Genomic DNA, 22,961 nt, shown 5'->3' with positions numbered 1-22,961 from the left:
GTATTATTTCTGAAGCATCAGAAACTAAACTATAATCTGGGCGTTACCTCAAACCCGTTTGGGGTCGCGCTTTTTTCGTAGAGTTTAATTTTTAGTTAAAGAACTCATGAATACAAGTATTTCGGTAGTCGCTCTCTGCGAGGAGCTTCAACAATACCTTAATCGCTAACGCAAAAAACAAGAACCAGCCTCATGAGTGTAAAACTCATGAGGTTTTAATATAAAATAAACCATGTCAAACATCATTTATATAGGATACGAATTTACTGTAACACCATTACAACCTGCGGTAGAAATCTTAATCGCCGAGTTAGGCTATGCCGGATTTGAAAGCTTTGTAGAAACCGAAACAGGGGTTACAGCATATATTCAGCAGGAGGAGTGGAATGAAGACATTTTAAACGATGTTCAAATTTTAAATTCCAACGAGTTTAAAATAGACTATACCTTCAACGAAATTGAGCAAACCAACTGGAATGAAGAGTGGGAAAAGAATTTTAACCCTATTGTGGTAGATAATGTATGTTCGGTACGTGCACCATTTCATGAAAAACCAGACACCCAGTACGATATTATTATCGAACCTAAAATGAGTTTCGGTACCGGGCACCACGAAACCACACACATGATGATTCAGCATATTTTAAAAAACGATTTTACAAATAAATCGGTTTTAGATATGGGTTGCGGAACCGGTGTATTAGCCATTTTAGCCGAAATGAAAGGCGCTAAGCCAATTGATGCTGTAGATTACGATAACTGGTGTTATGTAAACAGTTTAGAAAATGTAGAGCGTAACAATTGCGAACATATTACAGTTATTGAAGGTGATGCCAGCGTATTGGAAGGTAAAAAATACGATGTTATTATCGCTAACATAAACCGTAATATTCTGTTACAGGATATGGCTACCTATGTGTCATGTTTAAATGAAAACGGAACCTTGTTTTTAAGCGGGTTTTATAACGATGATATTCCGGTTATTCAGGAAGCGTGCGAAAAGTTACTGTTAAAATTTGCTGAAAAATTCGAGAGAAACCATTGGGTTGCGTTAAAATTTTTAAATTAGTGCATTGTTTTGTAGTGAGTTATGTGGTGTTTATGAAAAATGCCTCCCACTTTAAAACAATTTAAGAAGTTTGAAATCTCTAAAAATGAATAAAAAATTATTGTGTATGAGTACTAGAGAAGAAACGTCCGAAGAATTACTCTTGGAAGAAGAGGTATTAACGCAAAACGAAATTGTTTTGTATAATGATGACGTCAATACCTTCGACCATGTTATTGAAACACTAATTTACGCCTGCGACCATACGGCAGAACAGGCAGAACAATGTTCGATTATAGTACACTATAACGGAAAATGTACTGTTAAAACAGGAGCTTACGACGATTTAAAACCACGTTGCTCCATGTTACTTGATGCCGGCTTAAGTGCAGAAATAGTTTAATACTATTTATTCATAGAATTTGCTAAAGCAAATTCTATGAATAAATATGTAAAGGCGTTTTTTTAGTGAGGGAGTTTATCTTTTAGAACTCCGTAAATGAATGTCCCTACAATAGCAGCTATTATAACAATAGCAATGGTGTAATACCCTGCTCCAAAAAGAATATACATAGGTCCCGGACAAGCACCTACTAAAGCCCATCCAAATCCAAAGATGATACCTCCAATAATGTAACGAGGGAATCCTTTGTCTTTTTTAGGAACAAAGATTTCAGCTCCATCAGTATTTTTAACATGCCCTCGTTTTGCTAATTGCAGGAATAGGATTCCAGATGCAATAGCGGTACCAATAATACCGTACATGTGGAATGATTGAAATCTGAACATTTCGTAGATTCTGTACCAAGAAACCGCTTCAGATTTGGTTAAAACGATTCCGAAAAATATACCGACTAATAAGAATTTTAAAAACTTCATAAATTAAAAAATTAAAGGTAAGATAAGGTTGGTCATAATTAAACCACCAACAAAGAATCCAATTACTGCAATTAACGATGGTTTTTGTAAACTGCTTAAACCAGTAATGGCGTGTCCAGAAGTACATCCACCAGCGTAGCGTGTTCCGAAACCAACTAAAAGTCCACCAATAATTAAAAGTGCTATACCTTTAATAGAAGAAACAGCTTCCAGGTCAAACATTTCGTTTGGTACTAAAGTTGCACCAGGGTTTTCAAATCCCATGTGTTGTAATTCCTCAATGGTTGTTGGGTTTAAATCGGTAATACTGTTATCAGATAAATAATGTGTAGCAATAAAACCACCAATAACGGTACCTGCAACAACCGTCAGGTTCCATAATTGACTTTTCCAGTCAAATTTGAAAAAATCGGCAAATTTGTCGGCACCCATAATAGAACACATGGTTCTTAGGTTTGACGACATACCAAAGGTTTTTCCAAAATACAGGAGTAATGCCATAACTACGGCAATAAGAGGGCCAGAAATGTACCATGGCCAAGGGCTTAAAATATAATCCATTTAAACAATTTTTGGCGCAAAAATAAAGGAACTATGTGTTACTTATGTAATAAATGTTACCAAACTTTATTTGTAAAATTAATTAAATATTTGATTGTTATAGTCTTAGTGTTTTTTAGGAAAAAAAATCAGAAAATATTTGAAAATAATTTGGTGGTAACTCAATAAAAGTTCTATATTTGCACCCACAAAAACAAGGCCACGTGGCGCAACTGAATAGCGCACTTGATTACGGCTCAAGAGGTTCCAGGTTTGAATCCTGGCGTGGTCACTAAAAGCTGTTTGAATCAGCACCAAAACCATGCAATCACTATGATTTGCATGGTTTTTTTAGTTTTAAGCATTACATTTAATTTGATACGATTTAGTTTAATCTGTCTGCTAATCGTCTGCTTAAACCTAAAGTGTCTGCTCAGCAGACACTTTGAATGCCTTTTGAAGTAGTATAGTTGATTTGACTTTCATGTTTAATAATTTAAATATTGATAGCTATGCAAGTTCAAAACACATTTTCAATTCTTTTTTGGTTACAGTCTTCACGCGCAATTAATGGGGAAGCATTAATTTATGCAAGGATAACAGTTAATGGCAAGCGTTTAAACATTAGTTTAAAGCATAAACTTCAAGTTCATCTTTGGGATGGAAGTAAAAAACGAGCTAAGGGAAATACTAGTGATGCTAAGTTAGCCAATCAGTTAATAGATCAAACCTACACAAGGTTGTTCCAGATATACCAAGATCTAAAGTACAAAGGAGAGCTTATCACCGTTCAATTAATCAAGAGTATTTTCACTGGAGAAAGCGAAACTAATAAAACGCTTCAGGAACTATTAATGTACCATTCCAATAAAATAAAGAATACGCTAACTTCAGGAACCATTAAAAATTTCCGAATCACAGAAAGCTATATTAAAAAATTCCTATTAGATAAGCGAGGAACAACCGATATCTATATCAAACAGCTCGATTATAAATTCCTTTGTGATTTCGAAAGCTTTTTAGCAGCGTATTGGCCAGAGAACCATTCACGCCGTATGTCAAATAATACGGTAATGAAGCATATTCAAAGATTTAGAAAGATAGTCACTCTTGCTTATAATATAGAATGGTTGGAAAGAGATCCATTTGTAAGATGGAAACCAGTTTATGAAAAGAAGGAACGAGAATTCCTTTCAGAAAACGAATTGTCTAATTTAGAAACGTATCCATTTATGGTTGAGCGCTTAGAGCGTGTTAGAGATTTGTTTGTGTTTAGTTGCTACACCGGTATTAGTTATATTGATATCATGCAACTTACAGAAGACAATTTAGTCAAAGGTATGGATGGGGGAAACTGGATTGTTACTAACCGTCAAAAGACAAAAACTAAGGTAAAAGTTCCTTTATTATTTCAGGCAGAAACATTAATTAATAAGTATGTAGATCACCCATTAGCCGAAAAGTCAGGGACTTTATTCCCAATAATGACCAATGAGAAAGTTAATTTCTATTTAAAAGAAGTTGCTTTAGCTTGTGGTATTAAAAAGAATCTCACATTTCATATGGCGAGGCATACCTTCGCAACAACTATAACCTTGAGTAACGGTGTGCCAATTGAGACGGTGTCAAAGTTATTAGGGCACACTAAAATAGCAACTACTCAAATCTATGCTCGTGTTTTAGAAGAAAAACTAAGTCAAGATATGGGTGTATTAAGGCAACATTTAGAAATTAAAAAGCAAGTAAGTAACACGGCAAGTCAAACGTCGGCTAAATAATGTAATTGGTATGCAGTTTCTTGATGCTTAGCGAATAAACGGAATTTTCATACAAAATCATAGGTTTTGGTAGGTTTTTGTTTCTTAAATTTAGGTACAACACATTTAAATTAATACTTAACCTACTAAAATTTATGAGTAAAAAATTACTTAAGCAAATTGTACTCGATTTGAGGCAGGAGTTAGAAATTATAGAAAATTTTAATGACGATACTATTCAAAAGCTGGAAAATTGTTTTAAGGTGTCTTATGAAGCACTACAGGAGTTAAAGGAGCTATTCATTGATACGCCTTCTTGGAGTATGGAAGATGAAATCTATTTTTTCAAGAAAACCAAACCATATGTTTTAAGCAAGGTCATTACTAATTCGGAGTTGTACCGTCTTGAAGTTAAAAAGCCTATCAATTCTAATAAAGTGGTTTTAAAATATTATAAATCCTATATAGATAAGCTCCAGAATTATATCGATTCTAAAATAGAATTCTACAATTATTATCGAATGGACTCTAAGTTTCTGGACGAGCAATATTTTACAAGAAAGGAAACCGATTTAAGATTATACCCAGATGCAGCATATTTTTGTACTGATGCGGAGTTCTCAACTAGTCATGATACGGTATTAGCAACATTAATGGCTTATGAGAGTATAATACTTAATGTAAAGCAAGAAATGTCAGTTTTAAATAAAGAACAGTATTCAACGGCTGAAAACTCCATGAGTACTTTGAATTGGACAGCCAATAAAAGTGATCTGGTTGAGCTTATTTATGCCATTCAAGGCACCAATGCTATTAATAACGGTAACGCTACTCTAAAGGAAATAGCTTCATTTTTTAATCTTTCTTTTAATGTGAAAATAGACGATTACTCCAGAGTTTACTTCGACTTACAAGCTAGATCTCAAAAAACAAAGTTTATCGATATGCTCAAAGAAACTTTAGAGAACAAAATTGAAAAGTCTCTTAATACACGTAAATAATCTTCAGACTGGAGTCTTTTCTTAAGTGTTTAGTTGAAGATTGAGGGATTAATTTTAATTCAACTGAAAATATTTTAAATTTTTTTCAATACAAATTGCATAAAAAAAGTGTCTTTTAGTCAACTAATTAGGCATTTGTAAACATTTTTACTTTTAAAATCACAGACTATGTGATTTCCAAAATAGCACTTTTCCATAACTTTTAATTTTGGCCTATTTTAAGGTCTTGCTTTATAGAGTTTTAGAATGAATTTTAGTTACCAATGAACACCCAACTTGGGTAACAGGTTTGTTTGAAAACATGTTTGCAGTAAGTATAAATTTTGTTATATTTTTAATTATCAAAGGAGTTATAAAATATAACTTTTTTTATCATTTTGTATTAAAATCACATACTATGTGATTGATTATCAATACTCCCAACTTGTTATTGCTTGTTAGAATTTCTCAAAATGACTTCGCACATTTGTAACCGAAAGTCAAATCAACTAAAATAATATCAATGTTAACCTTTTAATAAAAAAACTTATGAGGAAACCTGAAACATAGAATATCAAATTAATGTTTCGCAACAGATTTTAATAGCAATAAAACCCTAAGAATTAACCTTAACCCAATATTTATGAGTATAAAAATACTTACCCTTGATGATCTAAATGAGTTTAAAACCGAATTACTCAGCGACATTCAAAACCTAATGCAAAACCCAGAATCTGCAAAGCCTAAAAAATGGATTAAATCTTCCGAAGTTCGTAAGCTATTAGGTATATCTCCGGGTACATTACAAAACCTGCGTATTAATGGAACCTTACCATACACAAAGTTCGGAAGTGTTATTTATTACAATGCCGAGCAGATCAACAAAATGCTTGAAAATAATCAGATGAATCAACCTCAATAAGAGCATAAGTTGGTGTTTGTTGCTCATTACCAACGTTAACCATTGCTGGGTACAAAATGTGCCTAGCATGGTTTATTATTCGTTTCATTCCTATGCAAAATGTAAATTATATCAATCACCTAAATGGGGTACAAGATCAATTTGTAAAAGACAGTCGGTTGAATCCAACGCATATAAGCATGTACATGGCCCTTTTTAAATTCTGGAACTATCTCCATTTCCCAAAAACCTTTCATATCAATAGGGAGGAAATTATGCAGCTTTCTAAGATAGGTTCTAAAGCTACCTATCACCGGGTGATTAAAGAGTTAAGTCTATGGAAATACATTGTTTATATGCCTTCCAATAACCCTTTTAAAGGCTCTAAAGTCAAGATGCTCAATTTCGATACAACTTGCAAACCTCCATTGTCCCAATACCGTCCCAAACTAGATACAACTGTAAAACAAGAGCTGGTATCTAAAGATAAACGTAATAAAACAATTAAAAATAATATAAACGGGGAGGGAAACCAAGCGCTCCCGGTGAAAAATGAAGTAATTGAATTTTTTAAAACTGAAAACGGATCTGAAACAGATGCTCTAAAATTTTTTAATCACTATCAGGCCATCGGATGGAAATTGAATAACAAAACACCAATAGAAGATTGGCAGGCTATGGCTCAAAAATGGATGCTTAAAACAAAAGAGTTCGAAATCGAAAAGACAAACGAAAAACAACTGTCTCAAATTCAAGACAACCACCTACATACCATACGCAACAAAAACTACAATCAACCACTATGAGTTCATTCTGTTCAAATTTCAATCCAAAACAGCCGCACATCATTACCGAGGGAGCTGTGTCTTACGAATTAGGGGAATTAAAAGGCAAAGTCATTAGCTACGATTTCCAAAAAATCTTAATCTACCTGGAGGCCAAGGGGAAATTGTTATTCGGCCGCCAGTTTAAAATTTATGAAGAAGACCATGAAGTATTACTTAAATTAGTAACCTATTATATCCAGGATAAAAGCTATTGTGAACACTTAGGTTTAGATATCGAAAAAGGAATCATGCTATCAGGTCCGGTGGGGTGCGGTAAAACAACTTTAATGAAACTATTACCTTGTATTGCGCCTTACAAAAAGCCTTATAAAATTATTCCGGCAAGAAACATTGTATTTGGTTTCAATAATCTTGGTCATAAAATCATTGAAGACTATTCAGATAATCAAAGTTATTGTTTTGACGATCTCGGAGTAGAAGCAACCGGGAAACATTTTGGCGCCGACTGCAACGTCATGGGGGAGATCCTTTTATCGCGTTATGATATAAATTCTATATCGTCATTTCAAAACAGTTATCCTCATAATGTCATCCCGAGCGCAGTCGAGGTAAGAGTAACGAGAAATAAAACCCACGCCACAACAAACCTCAACGCACAGGAGCTCGAAGAAAAGTACGGAGAACGTGTTCGTTCAAGAATGCGTTCAATGTTTAATCTTATAGCATTTAAAAGAGAAAGTCTAGATAAAAGAAAATAAAAAGATTTAAAGGATTTTTTATTCAATATTAATCATTCATTATTTTTTCATAGTCCTCAAACGTCTTATAGGCTTTATATCCTTCTAGTGAGTTTATTTTCCAAAGACCATCTACCTTTCTTGCTGTTACTTTATATTCCATTGATGAATAGTCATCAAACATTTTCCAATTTAAATTAAAGCTGGCAAAATTATTTTCTATGTTCAGTTGATCGATAATTAGAGTTTCCCAATAGTTGTCTGGATGGTCCTGACAATAACACCAATCATCAGCTTCAGAATCCCATATACTAATATCAAATTTATGCCTCCACTCAATACTTGCGGTTTTAATAGATCTATCTATAGTTGTGGCAATAGATTTGTGATGTGATAAAAACTCATTCGTGAAGTAATTTGTACTTTTAAGTAATTCAATATTTTTATTATAAACCTCCCAGTCAATTCCTGTGAAAATGGTATCAGTTTCTGTGTCATCTAGGTATGGGAAGTCAGGTAGATATTTATCCATATGCCATTCATAAGCTTTTCTTATCAACGTGGTTAGTTGAATACTATCTGTGTTAACAATGGTCTTAATTGAGTTTTCTCCTTTAGCATCATCCAGTAATAAGCTATCTTCGGTTTTAAGGTGTTCTGTTTTTATTATTTCAAGGGTGTCTTTTTTCTTCTTGTTAGATTTTGAATAACCAATTAATAGGGTAGTAGATAGTGTAAATACTATGTAATATTTTAAATTCATTAATATTTTAGTTTAATAGATCGACCTAAATTTTTGAATTCCTTCAATTGATTTTCATAATCTCCTTTGGCCAGGCCAATACAAACAAAGGAGTTCTCTCCTTTAGCCACTACAGACAAATACATTAATACTTCTCTGCCATTTAATGTGCCTTTTAAGTGAGTCTCATAGGAACTATAAGCTTTAATGCTTTCTGTCGATTCTTCTTCTAATTTGTCATAGGTTAGTCCGCGTTGTTTTTGACTTAGTAGCATCTCCTGGGCAATACTTTTAGCAGTCATTTGTGCCGCATCGTAGGGCATTTGATTAACCATAAACATAGGGTCATCATCATAAGAGTCTTTAACTATGCCATCAACAGAATAGATAAACATACTCGCAGAAGATTTAGCAAATTTGTAAGTGCTATTTTGGGTGTTAAGCTCAAATTTCGCAAATTCTAAAGGGTCAATTTTTAATGTTTTATTGTATGAGATGGATTGAAGACAAGTTTCAATTTGTTTTAGCGATTCAGAATCTCCAGGAGCTAGCATACCCATAACCATGGCAGAAAAAGTAGTGTCTCCAAAAACTAATGCATAACCTTCATTGTCAATTGTTTCTATATGTACGGTTTTTGCTGGGAATTCTCCAACATGATGTTCCTTGAAAGATATAACCGTGGCGCCTCTACTTTCCCAGTTACTTTTTGTAAATGTTGCAGCATTTGTATAATAGTTTCCTCCAATTAAATCCATTACCGCAATACCAACAGTTTCATTTTTTTCAATACCTGTCATCGCTTTTGATATTTTAAACCCTTCAGGAACTTCTAAATAGACTCTTGTGCCAGGTATATTAGTTTTTTTAGCGAAATCTGTTGATTGTGCATGTGCTTTAGAAATCAGTGTAAGTAATAAAATTAAAATAAAATGTTTTTTCATTATTTAGGGGTTATAGGTATTTGGGTCTTATTATTGGATTAATATTGTAATTGAGTTTGTTGAAATAGAGTTTTTAATAATTTAAAATTCTTTTTACGTTACCGTTTTCAAAATATTCAATGGATTCTCCTTTTAACTGACCATTAGAATATTTCCATTCTATTTTCTTTTTACCGTTTTGGTAATATTCAGTAGAGATACCTTCAGGAATACCATTTTTATAGTTGAAAACTATTTTTCTCTCTCCAGTGGGATAATATGCAATTCCACTAACTAAAACGCCTTTATTAAACTCCCAAACCGTGTCTTTTTCTCCGGTTTCATAGTATCTAATTGCAGGTCCATTTCTTATGCCATCTTTAAAGGTGTATTCTTCAAACAGTTTACCACTACTGTAATAGGCTTTACCCTCTATAAGTTGTCCGGAATTGTAATTCCATTCAGAGTAGGTGCCATCTTTATGATATTCTTTAGAAATACCATTTAGTTCATTGTCTTTATAATTCCATTCAAGTTTTAATCCGCCATCCTCATAAAACTCTTTAGTTATCCCATTGAGTTGTCCTTGGGAAGTAGACGGGGGACTTACTTGTTTTGAAGTAGAACAAGAATTAAAAATTAGGAGAAATATTATAGCTGAAAGTTGTCTTATCATTTTATAAAGCGATTGTAATTGTATTTAAATATTTCTTACCAGAATTTCCACCACGGTTTTTGTTCCATAGTTTCGATTGTTTTACTCGGTATAATATCTATAAGGTGATGATAGTCATTTTTGTCAAATGGTATCAGGTTAAATAGTTCTTCTTGCGAGCCTAGTTTTTTTACTTTGCCACCAAAATCGTAAAGGAAATTTTCATTTCTAATATTTACCAGACTTACGTTATCATATTCCGTGTCATGTTTAGATACATACACCATAATCCAATCTCCAGTTTTAAATTCGAAGTCTCTTTCAATATCAGATATCTGATAATATCCTCTTAAAAGAGGAGAAAAACTATCGTATCCCTCTGGATACTTTATATAATTCACAAAATAATTGAATCTTTCAAAATCAGGTTGGTTTGTAAATAAAATTAAGAAGGAATCATAAGTGTCCTTTTTTCTGTAAAGTTGAATGCCATTAACAAATGCTGTATCTGCATATAAATTGGCTAAATTCATTAAGATATCTTCTAAATGCCTTTCGGTAGCATTTTCAACAATAATGTAGTTCTCATTCATAGGTTTGGGGAGGTTATATGTTTTCAGGGTTTATCATTTTAAGAAAGGGAATGTCTGCAGGAGCCAGTTTATAACTGCTTAAATCTTCAATAGAAACCCATTCAAAGGCATCATGATCAGTTAGCTTTCCTTGGTATTCAACTAGAGTACAGGCATACCCGATAAGTTCAATTTTAAAACTACCATAATCATAATGAGATTGGCCAATAAAATCTTTAACTAAAACTTTCATGTCAAGTTCTTCCAACAACTCCCTTGTTAAGGCAACTTGATCAGTCTCATTTTCTTCAATTTTTCCTCCAGGAAATTCCCAGTATCCGGATAAAGATTTACCTTCTTTTCTCCGACAAATAAATACTAGGTCATCTTTGAAAATCAAGCCACAAACAACTTTAATTATATCCATGACACGATCTGTGGTATTTCAAATTATCTTTGTCGATTTTGTGTTTGTCATCCACTGTTAATTGTCCCTTTTCAACACCGATAAGTTCATAGTTGTCCATTATTGAAAATACTCCTTTATCAAACATAACATGATGATTGGGACACAGACAAATTAGGTTTGATAAACTATCATCACCATTATGTGGTTTTCCAAGGGCTTTTATGTGAGCACCCTCGGCATAGAACCCACTTTTTGTTTCAATGGCAATTCCACAAACTTGACACTTAAAATCATAAAGTTCTTTTACTTTTAGAGAAATTTGAGAATCTCTTACTAAACGCATAACAGTGTTTTGTACTCGCTTTTTATCACGAATACTATGATCTAATTGAATCTGTTCTGGTGTAGATCTATTTTTGTTATTACCGATGTAGATAAGCTTAAACTTACACATCTTAAACTCCTTGTCATCAAATGTCTCAATTTTATTCCAATAACTGTCAACATAATACAAACCAGCATAAACATATCCAGATTTAGGAGATAGTGGTGATTTGTGTTTATGCCCAATTATAACACGAACAGGTTTACCTAAATCACAACTCAACATTAAACCAATATTGTCATTATGAAACCAATCTTGGTCTTTAATTTGTTTTCCTTTTTTATCTCTTCCTCCGGCGCCTGTGTATATAATAGCATCAGCATTATCCTCATCTTTATATTCTCCAGATAAAACTACAGCAGAAGCACCTTCATCCTTATCACTATCAATGCCACGACTCCAAACACGGTGAAAACTATTAGGCATCATTTCTTTTCTATCTTTAAATAAATAGCCTTCTTCGAAACCTTCTATCTCTCCGAAAATAATAGGTCTAGCCATAGTTATTAATAGTTTTTTAGTTTTTCGGTTTTATTTAGTCTTTTGTCTGCCATAAATAAAATTCTATCAGATTTATCAAATGGAATTTTTAAATCAAGACAAACGTTTTTCAAATCGGAAAGATATTTTAGATATAAATCAATTTGGAAATTTAAGTTTTTCTCAGAAGGGTAGGTGTTTAGATCAAGAGTTTGGTTTTCATAAATTATGCGATAAACACGTTGATCAATAATCTGATAAATATTAGGGTTTTTATATCGAAGTATTGTTGATGCCATTGCTAGTTGAACCCCATTGGTTTTTAAAAGCCCTTTTAAAATTTCTTTTGTTTTTTCAATATTGAGTTCTGTGTCATTAATATCTATGGTGTTGATTTTATTGATTAACTCCTCATCAAATTCTGCATACCTGTTAACCTTCCATAAAACGATTTCATTTAATATTTCTTGGTTGAAGTTTTCAGTTGTAGCATCTAACTTTTCAGTTAATGCTTCTTGATAATTAAATTCATAATCATCAGATGTTATTTCAAATTCAGGGTCAAATATGGTCTTTATCATATGGTATTGATTACAATTGTTGGTTATTAGCTTTTATGTTTAATTATTACAATCCTATTTGCCAAACAAAGATAATTGGTCTGGATTATTTTGTTTTTGCGTCTTTTTAACTCGTTCAAATATTTTTTCCTGCCAATCATGGCCATTATTATTTGTCCACCAAACTGTTTTGTTAGAACCAGGTGTAACTTGACCTGGAAGTAAAGGTATATTTTTAGTTGGGTGCCATTGGTCTGCTAATTCAGGAAATAGAGTTTCTAAGCTATTTGATTTAATAACTTGATGATTTGAACATATCGGACAGTCATCACCGCGCTTTCTGTTCTTAATAACGGATTGCCATTCATGTTCATTACTTTTTGAGCATTTCCACCAAACTTTTTTCCCCGACCCAATACTCACATTAGAAGGTGTTAAATCACCATTTTTCGAGGGATGCCATTCTTTAGCCAAATCAGGATTAGTAGTTGCCAATGAGTTCGATTTAACAATTTTTTGATTTGAGCATACAGGGCATCCACTACCTTTATGTCTGTTAATAATTATCGATTGCCACACATGGTCATCTCCTTCGGGGCATTTCCACCAAGCTTTTTTATTTGAACCAACCCCTACATTGTAGGGAGTAAGGTTTTCGTTTTTTGTGGGATGCCATTGCTTTGCTAATTCAGGATTTAAAGTAGCAAGACAATTGGAGGTTATAATTTTTTTATTTGAACAAATTGGACAATTCTGATTTCGTTCTGATCTATGGACAACTGAAGTTCTCCATTCATGGTCATCACCCTTTGGACATTTCCACCAAGCTTTTTTATTTGAACCCACACCGACATCATAAGGTGTAATATTTCCGTTTTTTGAAGGATGCCATTGTTTTGCTAATTCAGGATTTAAGGTAGCAAGACAATTAGAAGTTACAATTTTTTTATTTGAACAAATTGCACAGCCAGTATTATTAAGGCAACGATCAGCTATTTGAGACTCCCACTCATGGTCGTTTCCTTCAGAACATTTCCACCAAACTTTTTTGTTCGATCCAGGTAGGAAGTATTTTGGTAATAATGGCTCGTTTTTATCGTGGTGCCACTGTTTCGCTATTTCAGGATATAAATATTCAATAGAATCTTCAAAAGCAATATGATCTTTTGCAGCATGTAGTTTTCTAAAGCCTTTTGATGCAACCCAACTTTTAATTTTATGGTAATTATTTATTTTATTTGAAATTTCAGTTGATTCAATTATACTCAGTTTGCAAATCTTTACAAGAATACTTTTTATCGTCTCAATGGTTATGTTTGTTGTTTTTTGTTGAATGTCATCCTCTGTTAAAGTGGTCAAACCTTTATCTCGCACTCTAATTAGTTTAATCTTACCCCTAAGTGCATTATTTTTTCTTAAATCTTGTTTTTGTTTATTTATGTGCCAAAATTTACCATCATATTCGATGCCTACTTTTAATTCTGGAATGTATATGTCGACCTCAAAACCATCAATAATAACTCTATGGTCTACTTTTGGAAATATGCTTCTAAGTTCCGACAGTATTCTTAATTCTGGAGTAGAGGATGGATTTGTACAAAAAGGGCAACCAGTACCAAGTCTTCTACGGCTAGGTGAAGTTTTCCATTCATGATTTTTTCCTTTAGGACATTGCCACCAAACTTTTTTGGTGGAACCAAATGTAATATCTTTTGGTTTTAGATTCCCATTTTTAGTAGGATGCCATTGTTTTGCTAATTCAGGATCAACATTTTCCAAACAATTTGAATCTACTACAGTTTGATTTACACAAACAGCACAACCGCTTCCCTTCGTTCTATTATTAACCATTGCTTCCCATTCATGGCCTTCTCCTTTAGGACATACCCACCAAACTTTTTTACTTGAGCCAGGGCTTACATCATATGGGCTCAAGTTGCCATTCTTCGTTGGATGCCACTCTCTAGCTAGATCAGGTTTTAGTGTAGCTAAGGAGGTTGACTTTGCTACTTTATGTCCGGAGCAAATCGGGCAGCCTTTACCGTTAGTTCTATGCACAACAGTAGTCTTCCACTCATGGTCTTCACCTTTAGAGCATTTCCACCAAACTTTTGTACTTGAGCCTATGCCCACGTCATAAGGAGTCAAATTATCATTTTTTGTAGGGTGCCACTCTTTTGCCAAATTAGGGTTTAAAGTCGCTAAAGAATTAGATTTAACTATTTTCCTATTTGAGCATATGGGACAACCAACACCATTATTTCTATGAGTAATTCTAGTTTTCCATTCATGGTCATCACCTTTAGGGCATTTCCACCAAACTGCCATTGAGGAACGGGGAGAAACATCAAAGGGGCTAAGCCCTCCATTCTTTGTTGGATGCCATTGATCAGCCAATTCTGGATTCGTTTCAGCTAAGCTTTTTTCAGAGTGTAGCATTTTGGATCGAATGGATTTTGTTTTTGGATAAATATATGTCAAATGTCACTAACGCCACATATATCCGTCAGTAATCAGTTAAGTTTACTTTTTTTAGGTTTACCGCAGTCGTTAACAATTCTTTGCAGACTCGGAAATAGTCGAATACATAGTAATTGTAGTTTAGATATCTCGACATTAGTTATTTTCTCATTAGTTTTTTTGATTCACTCAATATTTTTCTATGGTTTTTACTTAAAATTCCCTTTGTATGCTGGTAATTCAATGGTAAGTAATTATCTTGAATTCGTTTCTTTTCTAACTGATTTAATTCTTCGAGTGAACTATTTTCCCATTCCACGATACAATTTTCATCAATGAATTCATCAATCTTGTTTTTACTCAAGGTCATTGGTAATTCTAAAAGTCCGCAGAGTGTTGTCCTCAAAGAAGATAAAAATCCGTTTTCAACACCTTTTAGGTGAAAATTGTTTGAGTCTAACATATGGTATTTAACAAGTCTATCGTGACCTTTTTTCGCTTGTCCAACATATAAAAGTCCGTATTCAATGCCATTAAATTGATTTCTTTTGATTTTGTTTAAATCAATTTCAGAATTCAATTTATTCAGTAACTGATTAAAAATATCAGTTTTAAACCACCAATAATAGACAATAGGGGAATTAGTTATTTCAATATTTTTTTGTCTTATTTCCTTTACTGAATTTCTATTCATTTACGATTTAGGGTTAATTAATGTCAACAATAGGGTAACACAATAACATTTATATGTCATATTTACTTTGTTAAATGTAATTATAATTCTTACAATTAATACCATAGTAAACCAAATCTTATGCATAGTTTCAATTCAAATCACGTGAACGCAGGTAAAGCGGTGTTCACTTATGGCTCCATTTAGTTCCATAAAACATATTTGCAAGCGCATTCCTATAAAACGAAGTATGTCATTTCGAGCATTTGATATTAAGAGGAGCAAACATGGTTTGTGGGAAATATTGAGAAACGTTATTTCATCGAAGCTAAATCTAACTCACGCCACAACAAACCTCAATGCCCAGGAACTCGAGGATAAATATGGTGAGCGTGTGCGTTCAAGAATGCCCTCCATGTTCAATCTCATAGCCTTTAAAAGGGAAAGTGTTGATAAACGAAATTAAATCAATACGGCTTAATCTTGCCAATACATTCCAGATTCTTAGTTCTAAGAAATAGATCTCCAGGAGAAACTAAAACCTCAGCAGTTCTTTTAAGGTTATCTATAGCTTTAACATGTGTAATGCATGTGTCCTCGGAAGTCGTTGGATTAGATAAGTAATATTGAGCGGTTAAAAAGTTATTGAAAAGGGAAGCGTATCCTTTAAATTCCATTGATGTAATATCTTGTTCAAAATTACTAATTCGAAAGTCGTTTGTATCAAAATCTGTTTTGTAAATCGAATTTAAAGTGGTTTTGTAATAATCAAACAGTTCATTTTTAGACTTTAAAGTCAGTTCAGGAGTGCTCATAATATTACTTGAATCTGTATCACCGTATATTGTAGAGTCCCAAGTTTCTAAAGGTGTCTTATTCCGCTGAGCTATTACATCTAAACCTAAACTAAATTTATGGTTTGGTGTTTTCAAGGCTTCATTGTATGATCGATATACCAGTTCGGAACAAACCAAAGTTTTTGTGTTTTTGGTTAGAAACTCTATAGCTCTAACTGTGGCATTGTCTATAATTTTTCCAAATAATAAGGTGTAGTTTTCTATCTTCGATTTTCGTATCAAACCTAACAATACCAAGAATACCATTTTGTCATAAGCATAATTTTGATCCATGTAATATTTGGCACGCTTAATAACAGGAGAAAAATTATCAGGTCTTTTTTTGAGTCGCATAATATAAGCACAGCGGGCATCTTGTAAACTTTCTTGCAATGTGTATTTAGTTATACCACTCCCTTTAGCTTCTATAACCTCTTCGTTACCTATGTATAAAGCCGAATGACTAACATTGGAGTTGTCTAAAAACTTTATAAAATCACTGATGAAGCCTATACCTTCATGTAAAATAACATCACCTATTTTTAATGAAGACGGGGTAATATATTTTGACATATCGAACTTTTTTGAAGTTCTTCAGGAGGAGTTGCATAAAGATAATTAAAATAAGTTAGATTTTGATTTGAATCATTTTGTACTGTGAATAACTACACTTTACGGTAAACCGTTTTACTATTAATACTTAAAGTGTTTATTTTATATCAAAGGCTGTATAGGTTGCTCAAATTATTTGAATTTTAAACAGATTTTCATGTGTATTTTCCTTTAAATTTTAATAAATTTCATAACTCTAAGTAATTAAATGCCTTCCAAATCTTAATGAACAGAATAACAAACAATATCTAATGAAATCAATACAAACTACTTTTTTTAAGATATGATTGTTAATGTAATACTGGGCATATTATCCTTAATTCTTTTATTTCGACTTTACTCTAAGGATGAAGAATTGAAAGATGCAAAACGTCAATTAAAACGCTTTGAAGAATTATATGATGAAGAAGATGTTCTTCCTGTATTGGAAAAGGAGGATCTTACAGAGTCTACTGCTCAAAACCAACAAATAGATTCACAGCCAACAAGTTCTGAAATAAGTATTAATAACAATTTAAATTTAGGAAAGGTTACTAAGGCAGAGGCAGTCAATATTTCTAATAAATATCTTAAAACAGAAATTTTAAATCATCGAAACACATCTTTCTCGAGTATAAATGCAGCAGCTCCAGTCTGGTGGTTTGATATTCCTCAAGAAAAATTTAAAGCCGATATGTATTTGATTTTAGCAAAGCGTAAAGGCTTTTATTTATTAAAAATCCCAAGAAACACCTTCTCAGACCCAAAATCACATTTTTATATTAGAAATGATAACGATAAAGTACAGTTAAGAATTTCTAGTGAACCAGGGGTGTATTATATGCGCGATACAGCTCCAGATAGTCGATCTGTAGGATTTGAGAAATTTATAATAAGCGAATTTAAATAAAATGAATTTAGAACAGATACAACAAAAAGCCTTATTCTTCAATAGCTTAAGTGATAATGAAGATGCGCTTTTTGAATATATAAATAATGAAAAACCAAACCTTACAGAGGTTATTCAACAATACCAGCCAGTAAAAGAATTTAAACCAGTTAATACACTTAGATTTTTAATCGCTAATCAGCTTCAAAAGGGGGAGGTTATAAATGCTAATGATGTTGAAAAATTAAAGGAAGCACTAGAGGCTAGAGATGTTTCTGCGTATTATGAATTAAATAATGAAGTAAAGCAAAGTTTAGGCAATTATAAAGATGGAAAAACAGGAATGTTTCCTAACTGGAAGCATAACTTCAAAGTCCTTTTTCCTTTTCTTTATAATGCAGCCGACGATCAAGAAGTAACGGAATGTCTTGAAAAACTAGCTGATGAAATTATTGAATACAATAATCTTGAAAGAGTTACAAAACATATAGTTGGGTTTAACGGTCCTCAAAATTACGGGGCCGATATGGTCTGGCTTGCAATCATTCCGGAAACATCGCCCAGTGTACAATATGCATATCAAATCTTTTTTAGCATCGATTCCAAAGGAATGGGTGGAGGTATCCACAAAGGACATAACTTAACGAAAAGAGTATACGATAATCAAGATGTCCGTTTTGAATCATGGAATGAATACCTAGCTTATACAAGTTCTATAAAGGAAGAATGGACCAGTCTAAATTCCGAGGTAAACTTTTTATTATTAACCGATGAAAAGGATTTTATCAAAAGAATTAAGAAGATAAAAGTTGATGTTCTTGGTGCATTTTTTAGGTCTTTAGATCATTTAGTTGAGGATTTAAAAATAGAAAATGAAGAAGATTTAGTATTTAGTGTAGCCAGTGGTCAATTAAGCTTTCAAATAGGGAAGCGTTTCTGTTTACTAGTGAAAAATAACAAGTTTGATTTCATTACTTCAAACACCCATGAAATTTCAGGTTTAAATAAAGATGTTTTTAGTTCTCCAGATAATGCTTTTTTGTATAGAGGGGCATCAAAATTACAATTAGAAGAAAATTATAATGTGATTAGAGATGCTGTTGAATCCGAATTAGAAAGAGATAATAATATCGAACCTAAAGATTATGATAATAGTGCATTCAGAAAAGCGGTATTTGATAAAGAATATCGAAATAAGATACTTAATAATAATGGTTTAAATGTAAAGTATTATGTGGTTGGCGCTTATTGGGGTAACGACGAGCCTAAGGATCAAACCGAACGTTTTGTTAACGAAGGCATCTGGACAAATGGTTATGATGATAAGTTTCTAAAAGAAGTCAATGCGGTAGAAGTCGGAAGTCGTATTGCAATTAAAAGTGCTTACACTCGTGAAAAGACGAGATCAGTAATGGCGATCAAAGCAATAGGGGTCGTAACTCAAAATTTAAATGATGGTAGAAACCTTAAGGTAGATTGGGATAAAACCTTCGAGCCATTCGAAGTCGATTTTGGAGGATACATGAATACCATTAAGCAAGTGAAACAAGAAAATCATATTAAGGCGATTTGGTTTAAAAATATGAATAGCATAAGAGAAGAATTCAAGAATTGGTTGAATGTAAAAGAATCGAGTAATAAAGCGGATTCTTATATAAGAGCCATAGATATATTAAACGAATTACTTAATAAGGATATTTACGCTATTGATAATATTACAGAGCTAAATACTTTGTATGAAGACCTTGTAATTAACCAAAGGTTAGACGATAGTAAATATTTTTATGCAAAAGCTCCATCCTACGGGAGGAACGGATTTTATTCAGCAAGTATAAAAGCGTTCATCCAATTTTTAAATGAAAGAGATACACAGGTTACTAAACCGCTTAAAACAATGAAAAATTCACAGCCTCCAAAAAATCAAATTTATTACGGACCTCCAGGAACAGGAAAAACGTACAATACAATTAATAATGCCTTACAGGTGCTTGGTGAGGATATCGATAATCTAACTAGAAGCGAAGTTAAAGCCTTGTTTAAAAAGCGAGTTGAAGAGGGAAGAATTGTCTTTACAACGTTCCATCAAAGCATGTCCTATGAAGATTTTATAGAAGGTATAAAACCAGAATCTAAAGAGGAGGCCATTTCATATGTAATACAAGATGGTATTTTTAAGCAGTTGTGTTATAAAGCGTTGTTCGCGCATTATTCAAATAGTAGCGGTATTGTTGAAGAATTCAATGAGTTTGATAATTTGTATGACAATTATGTGGCATCTGTTGAAAGTAGGTTAGAAGCTTTAAAAGAAGATGAACAGTTATTATTGCCATTAAAAACTTCAGGATTCTTTACTGAAATTAAAGCAATTAATGAAGATGAAAATTATTTGTTAACCAGAGGAGCTAAAGCAAATTCAGATGCTAAAGTATTTAAAGAAAAGTTACGCCCTCTATATAATAAATTCAAGTCAATTGATGATATTAAAGATGTAAGGTCGGTAGGTAAAGGTCTTGGATGGTCGTCCAATTATTATGGCGTTTTCAAAGATTTAAAAAGCTTTGAGGCCTCTCAAAATCAGTCACCGGTTATAACAGAAGGACCATCAATATCTTATAACGACTACGATAAAATCAAAAACATTATTTTAAACTCAAATCACCCAGTAAATTATAATGATGAAGCAGACAGATTTGTGCTTATCATAGATGAAATAAACCGAGGTAGTGTTTCTCAAATTTTCGGTGAGCTTATAACATTATTGGAATCAGATAAACGTTTAGGCTGTGATGAAGAGCTGTCATTAGTCCTTCCATACAGTAAAACAGCTTTCGGTGTGCCGCCTAACTTATTTGTTTTAGGAACTATGAATACCGCAGACCGAAGTGTGGAAGCACTCGATACAGCTTTGAGAAGACGATTTAGTTTTATAGAAATGCCACCTAAACCAGAACTCATCAAAACTCATGGTAAAGCCCAAGGAGGTATTGTAAATAACATAGAATTAAACCGCTTATTAAATACGTTGAATATACGTATTGAGAAGTTATTAGATAAAGATCATATGATTGGGCATAGTTATTTTATGTCTGTTTCCAATTTATCAGAACTTAAGTCTGCATTCCAGAATAAAATCATCCCCTTATTACAGGAGTATTTCTTTGGCGACTATGGTAAAATAGGCTTAATACTAGGAACAGGTTTCTTTGATATTAAAGAAAATAATGATGACGAAACCTTTTTTGCTGCCTTCGATGATTACGATAGTAGTCCGTTGTTAGAGCGCAGAGTGTATCATTTAAAAGATGTGCAAAATATGGAAGATGTAGAGTTTTTGGAAGCTTTAAAAACCCTTGAAAGAAAGAATCAATAATTGAAAAAGCAAAAGGATCATATTACTGTTTTTGAACACGAAAGTTTAAGGGTCGATCGTGGTGAGCAACGTTTAACACATGGCCAATTAGAAGCATTACAGTTATTCTACGGAGAAAATGGAGTACCTTATTATTCACTAATTCATAACGGTGTTCGGTTTAACGAATACGTTGGGGTAATTCAAGTGGGCAGAACCGTTATAGAAGTATTACCCAAAGCAGATAAGTCTAACGATGCTATAAAATGGCGTAACATGCTTATCACAATGCTTAATGCAGTAGGGATTTTCGATATTCAAGCACCGAGTAGTAGTGATTTACGGTTGAGGTCTAATTCTATTTTAGATCTGTATTTTGAACTATTCATAAAAGAAGTGGAATACCTTCTTCATCGTGGGTTAGTGAAAAAGTATAGAAAGACTGAGGGCAATCGTACAGCATTAAAAGGGAGTATCCAGTTTCCAAAACATTTGCGGCAAAATCTAATTCATAAGGAGCGCTTTTACTTAAAATATACCACTTACGATAAGGAACATAACCTTCATGCAATTTTATACAAAGCCTTAAAATTGTTAAGCTATATAAATACAAACGCGCAATTAAATAGTAGGTTGGGGGCCTTATTGCTCGATTTTCCAGAGGTAAATGATATCAAAATTACAGAAGCTGTTTTCGATAAGTTGGTTTACGACCGTAAATCCGAATCGTATAGAAATGCCATCGAAATAGCCAAGTTAATATTACTAAACTATCACCCAGATGTACATCGTGGTACAAATAATGTACTAGCACTAATGTTTGATATGAATAGATTATGGGAGCAGTTTGTTTATGTAAGCCTTCGTAAACATAAGTCAAACAATACAACTATAGCAGCACAAAATACAAAAGCCTTTTGGAAACCGCAGGAGGGCTATCGCAGTAAAATGAAACCAGATATAGTCCTTAATAAGGGTAAGGAAGATTGTGTTGTTTTAGATACCAAATGGAAGAATATCAATGGTTATAACCCCTCTCCTGAAGATCTAAGGCAAATGTTTGTATATATGAAATACTATGGAGCTAAAAAGGTAGCTTTAGTGTATCCAGGAGAAGTAAGTGCTCAAAAGTCTGGACTCTATTACGATCACACCTCTGCCGATTCAAAGGATTTAAGTAGTGAAGAGTGTAGTGTCATTTCCATTAGTGTGGATAAGGAAATAAAAGCTTGGCAATTTAAAATACACGAACAAATCAATACTTGGTGTCAATTACAAGAGTTACATAATTAGAGATAACAAAAATTTATAAAATTATGGAATCAATACTATTGCACGGGATCACTCCAGAGGAGTTAAAAGATTTAATCGTAAAAGACTTAAAAAAAGAGCTAGAATTAATTTTAAATGTAAAGGCAGAAACAACTAATTATTCAGTTCAAGAAGTTGCAGATTTGTTAGGTTGTTCAGTGGTATCTGTATACAATTACATCAAAAGAGGATCTATACCAGCATATAAATTAAGTAGGAGGTATATTATCAAAAAATCAGATCTTGATAATGTCTTAAAAGAAGTAAAGTCATTGAAGTATCGTAGAGATTAGACAAAATAATGTAATCCTTAGTGCACAAGTTTAGTTGGTTTTGACTTACAGCACTTTGTCGATTTTTGTCATCTTTTTAAGGAAAACCGCAATGTCATGTGCTGTAAAACTAATATATTTAGTGTCAAATTAAATGTTAGTAGTGTTTCTGCATGCCTCAGTTTTCAAGCCTCAATATTAATTTTGTTTCCAAAATTTACGGT

The 22,961-nt window shown here is 33.0% G+C and carries 23 protein-coding genes, 1 tRNA gene and 1 pseudogene; 13 read left to right on the top strand and 12 right to left on the bottom strand.

Annotated features, from left to right (window positions below):
• Window positions 1–232 precede the first annotated feature (232 nt).
• Together prmA and NO995_RS01025 are read left to right on the top strand one after the other, a co-directional pair.
• The gene (gene prmA, locus NO995_RS01030) at window positions 233–1,069 is read left to right on the top strand and encodes a 50S ribosomal protein L11 methyltransferase (RefSeq protein ID WP_258225925.1); all 837 of its coding nucleotides are present in this window, start codon (window positions 233–235) and stop codon (window positions 1,067–1,069) included.
• A gap of 106 nt (window positions 1,070–1,175) precedes the next feature.
• Window positions 1,176–1,451, top strand: coding sequence for an ATP-dependent Clp protease adaptor ClpS (locus NO995_RS01025; protein ID WP_240571297.1), 276 nt, complete (start codon window positions 1,176–1,178; stop codon window positions 1,449–1,451).
• Window positions 1,452–1,513: 62 nt separating this feature from the next.
• On the opposite strand, the gene NO995_RS01020 is transcribed toward NO995_RS01025, so the two are convergent.
• A complete protein-coding gene (locus tag NO995_RS01020; RefSeq protein ID WP_240571294.1) occupies window positions 1,514–1,927 on the bottom strand; it encodes a DUF6691 family protein in 414 nt (137 codons plus the stop codon).
• A 3-nt stretch (window positions 1,928–1,930) separates the two neighbouring features.
• The gene (locus NO995_RS01015; protein WP_258225924.1) at window positions 1,931–2,488 is read right to left on the bottom strand and encodes a YeeE/YedE family protein; all 558 of its coding nucleotides are present in this window, start codon (window positions 2,486–2,488) and stop codon (window positions 1,931–1,933) included.
• A gap of 197 nt (window positions 2,489–2,685) precedes the next feature.
• On the opposite strand from NO995_RS01015, the gene NO995_RS01010 reads away from it, so the two are divergent.
• The 6 genes from NO995_RS01010 to NO995_RS00985 all read left to right on the top strand — a co-directional run bounded on the left by NO995_RS01010 (window position 2,686) and on the right by NO995_RS00985 (window position 7,651).
• Window positions 2,686–2,759 (top strand) — tRNA-Arg (locus NO995_RS01010).
• Between the two features lie 220 nt (window positions 2,760–2,979).
• A complete protein-coding gene (locus NO995_RS01005) occupies window positions 2,980–4,245 on the top strand; it encodes a site-specific integrase (protein ID WP_258225923.1) in 1,266 nt (421 codons plus the stop codon).
• Between the two features lie 134 nt (window positions 4,246–4,379).
• Complete coding sequence (locus NO995_RS01000; RefSeq protein ID WP_258225922.1) at window positions 4,380–5,225, top strand: RteC domain-containing protein; 846 nt, start codon at window positions 4,380–4,382, stop codon at window positions 5,223–5,225.
• A gap of 622 nt (window positions 5,226–5,847) precedes the next feature.
• The gene (locus tag NO995_RS00995) at window positions 5,848–6,126 is read left to right on the top strand and encodes a helix-turn-helix domain-containing protein (RefSeq protein ID WP_258225921.1); all 279 of its coding nucleotides are present in this window, start codon (window positions 5,848–5,850) and stop codon (window positions 6,124–6,126) included.
• Between the two features lie 56 nt (window positions 6,127–6,182).
• Window positions 6,183–6,911 (top strand): hypothetical protein, encoded by a 729-nt coding sequence (locus NO995_RS00990; protein ID WP_258225920.1) that lies wholly within the window; start codon window positions 6,183–6,185, stop codon window positions 6,909–6,911.
• Window positions 6,908–7,651 carry an ATPase gene (locus tag NO995_RS00985; RefSeq protein WP_258225919.1) on the top strand — a complete coding sequence of 248 codons (744 nt, stop codon included), beginning with the start codon at window positions 6,908–6,910 and terminating at the stop codon, window positions 7,649–7,651. Before NO995_RS00990 ends, NO995_RS00985 begins: the two co-directional genes overlap by 4 nt.
• 28 nt (window positions 7,652–7,679) lie before the next feature.
• Here the strand turns inward: NO995_RS00985 and NO995_RS00980 are convergent, their stop codons facing one another.
• The 9 genes from NO995_RS00980 to NO995_RS00940 all read right to left on the bottom strand — a co-directional run bounded on the left by NO995_RS00980 (window position 7,680) and on the right by NO995_RS00940 (window position 15,510).
• The gene (locus NO995_RS00980; RefSeq protein WP_258225918.1) at window positions 7,680–8,393 is read right to left on the bottom strand and encodes a hypothetical protein; all 714 of its coding nucleotides are present in this window, start codon (window positions 8,391–8,393) and stop codon (window positions 7,680–7,682) included.
• A complete protein-coding gene (locus NO995_RS00975) occupies window positions 8,393–9,316 on the bottom strand; it encodes a hypothetical protein (RefSeq protein WP_258225917.1) in 924 nt (307 codons plus the stop codon). Before NO995_RS00975 ends, NO995_RS00980 begins: the two co-directional genes overlap by 1 nt.
• A gap of 73 nt (window positions 9,317–9,389) precedes the next feature.
• Entirely contained in the window at window positions 9,390–9,971 is a 582-nt protein-coding gene (locus tag NO995_RS00970) for a toxin-antitoxin system YwqK family antitoxin (protein WP_258225916.1), read from the bottom strand.
• 35 nt (window positions 9,972–10,006) lie between these two features.
• Entirely contained in the window at window positions 10,007–10,543 is a 537-nt protein-coding gene (locus tag NO995_RS00965; RefSeq protein ID WP_258225915.1) for a hypothetical protein, read from the bottom strand.
• A 13-nt stretch (window positions 10,544–10,556) separates the two neighbouring features.
• Window positions 10,557–10,922: a (deoxy)nucleoside triphosphate pyrophosphohydrolase gene (locus NO995_RS00960; RefSeq protein ID WP_258225914.1), complete on the bottom strand. Its 366-nt coding sequence runs from the start codon at window positions 10,920–10,922 to the stop codon at window positions 10,557–10,559.
• 13 nt (window positions 10,923–10,935) lie between these two features.
• Window positions 10,936–11,817, bottom strand: a complete 882-nt coding sequence (locus NO995_RS00955) for a YDG/SRA domain-containing protein (protein WP_258225913.1) — start codon at window positions 11,815–11,817, stop codon at window positions 10,936–10,938.
• A 5-nt stretch (window positions 11,818–11,822) separates the two neighbouring features.
• Window positions 11,823–12,377 (bottom strand): hypothetical protein, encoded by a 555-nt coding sequence (locus NO995_RS00950; protein ID WP_258225912.1) that lies wholly within the window; start codon window positions 12,375–12,377, stop codon window positions 11,823–11,825.
• Window positions 12,378–12,431: 54 nt separating this feature from the next.
• On the bottom strand, window positions 12,432–14,795 hold the full coding sequence (locus tag NO995_RS00945; RefSeq protein WP_258225911.1) for a zinc-ribbon domain-containing protein: 2,364 nt from the start codon (window positions 14,793–14,795) through the stop codon (window positions 12,432–12,434).
• A gap of 181 nt (window positions 14,796–14,976) precedes the next feature.
• Window positions 14,977–15,510: a GIY-YIG nuclease family protein gene (locus NO995_RS00940; RefSeq protein WP_258225910.1), complete on the bottom strand. Its 534-nt coding sequence runs from the start codon at window positions 15,508–15,510 to the stop codon at window positions 14,977–14,979.
• Window positions 15,511–15,826: 316 nt separating this feature from the next.
• On the opposite strand from NO995_RS00940, the pseudogene NO995_RS00935 reads away from it, so the two are divergent.
• Window positions 15,827–15,955, top strand: a pseudogene (locus NO995_RS00935) (ATPase); the annotation flags it as partial.
• Between the two features lies 1 nt (window position 15,956).
• Here the strand turns inward: NO995_RS00935 and NO995_RS00930 are convergent.
• Complete coding sequence (locus NO995_RS00930; RefSeq protein WP_258225909.1) at window positions 15,957–16,898, bottom strand: YiiX/YebB-like N1pC/P60 family cysteine hydrolase; 942 nt, start codon at window positions 16,896–16,898, stop codon at window positions 15,957–15,959.
• Window positions 16,899–17,220: 322 nt separating this feature from the next.
• Between NO995_RS00930 and NO995_RS00925 the strand changes: the two genes are divergently transcribed.
• The 4 genes from NO995_RS00925 to NO995_RS00910 are packed head-to-tail and all read left to right on the top strand — an operon-like array spanning window position 17,221 to window position 22,758.
• Window positions 17,221–17,826, top strand: a complete 606-nt coding sequence (locus tag NO995_RS00925; RefSeq protein ID WP_258225908.1) for a hypothetical protein — start codon at window positions 17,221–17,223, stop codon at window positions 17,824–17,826.
• A 1-nt stretch (window position 17,827) separates the two neighbouring features.
• Complete coding sequence (locus tag NO995_RS00920; protein WP_258225907.1) at window positions 17,828–21,175, top strand: McrB family protein; 3,348 nt, start codon at window positions 17,828–17,830, stop codon at window positions 21,173–21,175.
• Window positions 21,176–22,447, top strand: a complete 1,272-nt coding sequence (locus NO995_RS00915; RefSeq protein ID WP_258225906.1) for an McrC family protein — start codon at window positions 21,176–21,178, stop codon at window positions 22,445–22,447.
• Between the two features lie 23 nt (window positions 22,448–22,470).
• Window positions 22,471–22,758: a helix-turn-helix domain-containing protein gene (locus NO995_RS00910; RefSeq protein WP_258225905.1), complete on the top strand. Its 288-nt coding sequence runs from the start codon at window positions 22,471–22,473 to the stop codon at window positions 22,756–22,758.
• The last annotated feature ends 203 nt before the right edge of the window (window positions 22,759–22,961 follow it).

The organism is Aestuariibaculum sp. M13 (genome assembly GCF_024723255.1).
GTDB lineage: Bacteria > Bacteroidota > Bacteroidia > Flavobacteriales > Flavobacteriaceae > Aestuariibaculum > Aestuariibaculum lutulentum.
Note: the sequence above shows the minus strand (reverse complement) of the source record. Positions and strands in the feature narration are given on the sequence as shown.

Bases quoted from the DNA above. Each gene is read 5' to 3' on its own strand.
- prmA (WP_258225925.1), top strand. From the start codon at position 233: ATGTCAAACATCATTTATATAGGATACGAATTTACTGTAACACCATTA.
- NO995_RS01025 (WP_240571297.1), top strand. From the start codon at position 1,176: ATGAGTACTAGAGAAGAAACGTCCGAAGAATTACTCTTGGAAGAAGAG.
- NO995_RS01020 (WP_240571294.1), bottom strand. From the start codon at position 1,927: ATGAAGTTTTTAAAATTCTTATTAGTCGGTATATTTTTCGGAATCGTT.
- NO995_RS01015 (WP_258225924.1), bottom strand. From the start codon at position 2,488: ATGGATTATATTTTAAGCCCTTGGCCATGGTACATTTCTGGCCCTCTT.
- NO995_RS01005 (WP_258225923.1), top strand. From the start codon at position 2,980: ATGCAAGTTCAAAACACATTTTCAATTCTTTTTTGGTTACAGTCTTCA.
- NO995_RS01000 (WP_258225922.1), top strand. From the start codon at position 4,380: ATGAGTAAAAAATTACTTAAGCAAATTGTACTCGATTTGAGGCAGGAG.
- NO995_RS00995 (WP_258225921.1), top strand. From the start codon at position 5,848: ATGAGTATAAAAATACTTACCCTTGATGATCTAAATGAGTTTAAAACC.
- NO995_RS00990 (WP_258225920.1), top strand. From the start codon at position 6,183: ATGTGCCTAGCATGGTTTATTATTCGTTTCATTCCTATGCAAAATGTA.
- NO995_RS00985 (WP_258225919.1), top strand. From the start codon at position 6,908: ATGAGTTCATTCTGTTCAAATTTCAATCCAAAACAGCCGCACATCATT.
- NO995_RS00980 (WP_258225918.1), bottom strand. From the start codon at position 8,393: ATGAATTTAAAATATTACATAGTATTTACACTATCTACTACCCTATTA.
- NO995_RS00975 (WP_258225917.1), bottom strand. From the start codon at position 9,316: ATGAAAAAACATTTTATTTTAATTTTATTACTTACACTGATTTCTAAA.
- NO995_RS00970 (WP_258225916.1), bottom strand. From the start codon at position 9,971: ATGATAAGACAACTTTCAGCTATAATATTTCTCCTAATTTTTAATTCT.
- NO995_RS00965 (WP_258225915.1), bottom strand. From the start codon at position 10,543: ATGAATGAGAACTACATTATTGTTGAAAATGCTACCGAAAGGCATTTA.
- NO995_RS00955 (WP_258225913.1), bottom strand. From the start codon at position 11,817: ATGGCTAGACCTATTATTTTCGGAGAGATAGAAGGTTTCGAAGAAGGC.
- NO995_RS00950 (WP_258225912.1), bottom strand. From the start codon at position 12,377: ATGATAAAGACCATATTTGACCCTGAATTTGAAATAACATCTGATGAT.
- NO995_RS00945 (WP_258225911.1), bottom strand. From the start codon at position 14,795: ATGCTACACTCTGAAAAAAGCTTAGCTGAAACGAATCCAGAATTGGCT.
- NO995_RS00940 (WP_258225910.1), bottom strand. From the start codon at position 15,510: ATGAATAGAAATTCAGTAAAGGAAATAAGACAAAAAAATATTGAAATA.
- NO995_RS00930 (WP_258225909.1), bottom strand. From the start codon at position 16,898: ATGTCAAAATATATTACCCCGTCTTCATTAAAAATAGGTGATGTTATT.
- NO995_RS00925 (WP_258225908.1), top strand. From the start codon at position 17,221: ATGATTGTTAATGTAATACTGGGCATATTATCCTTAATTCTTTTATTT.
- NO995_RS00920 (WP_258225907.1), top strand. From the start codon at position 17,828: ATGAATTTAGAACAGATACAACAAAAAGCCTTATTCTTCAATAGCTTA.
- NO995_RS00910 (WP_258225905.1), top strand. From the start codon at position 22,471: ATGGAATCAATACTATTGCACGGGATCACTCCAGAGGAGTTAAAAGAT.